The sequence below is a fragment of the Pseudoduganella violaceinigra DSM 15887 genome (assembly GCF_000425385.1).
Lineage (GTDB): Bacteria > Pseudomonadota > Gammaproteobacteria > Burkholderiales > Burkholderiaceae_D > Rugamonas > Rugamonas violaceinigra.
In genome coordinates, this window is record NZ_AUDI01000035.1 from 1 (window position 1) to 3,400 (window position 3,400).

At 54.1% G+C, this 3,400-nt stretch carries 2 protein-coding genes; both read left to right on the forward strand.

Translation table 11 applies throughout. The features are described from left to right. The first annotated feature begins 313 nt into the window (after nt 1–313). On the forward strand, nt 314–1,441 hold the full coding sequence (locus H597_RS31250) for a type IV toxin-antitoxin system AbiEi family antitoxin (RefSeq protein WP_083941141.1): 1,128 nt from the start codon (nt 314–316) through the stop codon (nt 1,439–1,441). 2 nt (nt 1,442–1,443) lie between these two features. Further along, nucleotides 1,444–2,346, forward strand: a complete 903-nt coding sequence (locus H597_RS0116410; protein WP_028103088.1) for a hypothetical protein — start codon at nt 1,444–1,446, stop codon at nt 2,344–2,346. Nucleotides 2,347–3,400 lie beyond the last annotated feature (1,054 nt).

Genomic DNA, 3,400 nt, shown 5'->3' on the forward strand with positions numbered 1-3,400 from the left:
TGCCGAAAGGACAGGGGAAATTGTGCTATGAACGTGGGTCAGATTTCGTTGCAAATTCGTGGGGAAGCTGGGTCAATTTTCAGTGCAAATTAACATCCAAATCTTCAATTAGAAGGCGACGAACGCCTTTGTGTTGGGCTTTATGGTTCTGATTCCGGGATAGGAGGGGGAACGAGACCATCGTTTTTGTCGCAGGAGGCTAGGCCATTTTCTGCATAGACTTCTGGCCCCTTGAGGGCAAGATTAGCTGTCCAGCTAATCTTCGCTCTTCGTCTAAATTAGGGGGTTGCGCTATATTAGCTGCGCAGCTAATATGCAAAGTATGGATAAAGTTGAACTTTCTCTGTTGCATGATTTTACTGGTTCGCTCCAGAGCGCGACTGGCTTCGACATCGAACATATCGAGCAAGCCGCGCAATTTGGTGAACAACGTGAACATGCAAAGATAGATGTGGTGCTGGAAGCGAAGACGCCGGCCGGTGGCAACTGCTTACTGGCCATCGAACTCAAGCGCGTCGCCTATCCACGCGACATCCGAATGGCGATCAGCCAACTGAAGGAATATCGCGCTTCTTTCCCGCGCGAGGATAAAGTTGAACTGTTCCTGATCGCTGATGCGATTAGCCCAGGTGCACGCGAGGCGCTGCGGGAAGCGGGCATCAATTACTACGATCAGAGCGGAACTCTATATTTTAGGCATCTCACCTGGTTAGTCGATATTGAACGCGCACCGCGACCCCCATCACGCAAAAAGGAGCTCGCTGTGTTTCGCGGCGCACGTGAACGGGTCGTCCATGCCCTGCTCCACCATTGGTATACCAATCCCAACGAAGAATATGTCTCTGGCGGCATGCTTTCCTATCTCTCGCATGTCTCGACTTATACCGTGTCGAGTACTATGCAGGCGTTGGAGCAGCTTGACCTTGTGGAATCCAAAGGCAGTGGCCCGAGCCAGCGCCGTCGCGTGCGCGATCCTGCCGCGCTCCTGGATGCTTGGGCTGAGGATTGGGCCAGGCGACGGGAAGCGAAGACACGCTGGTATGCTTATGCTCCGAGCGGGAACATTGTCGATTGCGTCATTGAGAGGTTTGTCCATTACTCGGAACCCGTGGAATGGGCCATCACCGGGGCAGCTGCCGCCAACGCGATTGTTCCGCGACTGACCAACGTCGATCGGGTGGAGGTCATCGTTCAACCAGGCGAAGCGGAGCAGTTGGCAACTGCCATGGGGTGGTCGCAAGCGGAGAAAGGCGCCAACGTCGTGCTGATTGAACGCACAGGGGCCTCCCTTCTGTTCCCGGACGAGCACCCCGAACGCCCTCGTTCCCGTTTTGCCAGCCGATTCATCCAGTATCTGGATCTTCTCAACGGCTACGGCCGCAACAAAGAGCTCGCGGACGAATTCCGTCAACGGGTCCTTAGGATAGGAAAAAGCTCGTGAACATGAAGCATAAGACCGCGGCGGAATACAGTACGGATCACACCAAGGCATGTGAGATCGCGCTCGTTGCGCTACTGCGCGCGTTTGGCTCCTTGAAGGACGATTTGCGACTCGTAGGCGGATTGGTCCCACGCTATTTGACGCCCGCGCTGCCGCCGGAAGTCCCGGCGCATGCTGGCACGACGGACGTGGACGTCGTTCTCAACATCACGGTGCTTGCCGCGAAGGGCACATATGATAAGTTGAAGCGGCAGCTGAAAAGCGGTGGCTTTATCCGCTATCAGCCTAATCCGGAAGGCCCACCGAGTTCCTGGCAATGGGTGTACGCCGCTGGCGGCGCCTCGATTGTAGTCGAGTTCCTGCAACATACGGATGACCCAGAGCAGAGCGCCAGGCTCGTGGAAATTGACGGCGAGGAGGTGTCCGCTTGCCAGATCCTGTACGCTGGTATTGCGCACGATTGGTTTGCGGAGACGTCGATCATCGTCGATCTACCGCATAACGGCGGCACCGTTAAGGAGACCATTCGCTACGCGGACGCCGTGGCCTTCATCGTGTTAAAGGCGCTCGCATTTAAGACGCGCCACGAACCCAAAGACGCGGCGGACTTGATTCACGTGATGCGTTACTCGGGGAGTGTGGATGCGCTTGCTGCTTCATTCGTTGAGCGGCTTGCCGGTGGTATGCACGCCGGCGCCATTGATAGCGCGCTGACGGCGCTGACGGAGCACTTCTGCGACGAGCGAGACATTCCAGGTTTTCGCAAGGACGGTCCATCTACCGTGGCCAACTTCCTTGGATTGCAGGACGCGGACGAAGACACAAGGTTTCGAGAGCAGCGCGAGGTGAGCGCAATGGTGAGCTACTTTCTGCAACAAGTGGCAAAGCTACGCGTCAATAGCTGATACCTATTAGGAATGGTAAGGTATTGAGATTGGACGTGAAGGGCAAGTTCACGCTCAATTGCTGCATAAAGGTTGAAGCTCGCGCACTGAGATCGACGGCAAGTCGCTTCAGTCACACGTCGTGTACATTTGCCAATTAAAGGGAACGAGTGGCCGACCGGAGCTTAAACGACGCGCAGCTTGATATTGCTCCAAGCTGCAAATTTCAAAGATAGCCCGCCATTTTTACACTTCTCCAGAAGGAGTGCGTGGCGGCGGGCGTTGTTGGCCGCTATTGTAGCAAGAACGATCAGGGCGATGGACCCGACGGCCGTGAATAATTGTTGGATGGTGATGGAGCCTTAGGGAGAGGGGGGGATGGTTCCGGCAAGAACTTCAAAACCTCTGTCGCATAATCTGAAACAGACATGCAGACTATTCTGTTGTCCCGAGGACTAACCCCTATCACAGCGCCAAGCATCCCCCCTGAAACCTGTTCGACGCCGGCAGTCTTTGCTAAAAGTAGGGACCGAAGGTAGGCGTTGAAAAGGTCGCGCCGGCAGCCTCGCAATCGAGTGTCTTGTGACAATCGGACGTCCGAAAGGTCATCTATACCTGATGCCCAGGTCCCCCAGTAGGGGCGTGCTGACAATGCAAGTGACTTTTCCAGTATCCCAGTCGCATAAACAAAGTAATGCGGTTCATGCGTGCCAGGCAACTCTGATCGCCTAAACTCTTCTACTTCCAGTAACAACTCAGATAAGAAGGGGTTCTCAGCTCCATCAATCATGCCAACAAACTTCTTACGTTCGGAACTGAAATCTTTAGTGCCACGCTTAAATTCAATTAGAAACCATTCAGATCGATTCAAGCTTCCAATGGCATCGCCGAATAGTTCGTGTTTGCCATCCAGAGGCGCGATAAAAGAATCCCTATACATCAGAGCGACGTATGCGTACTCAACCGTCTTTTCCCACCACTGTTAATTTGCACTGAAAATTGACCCAGCTTCCCCACGAATTTGCAACGAAATCTGACCCACGTTCATAGCACAATTTCCCCTGTCCTTTCGGCA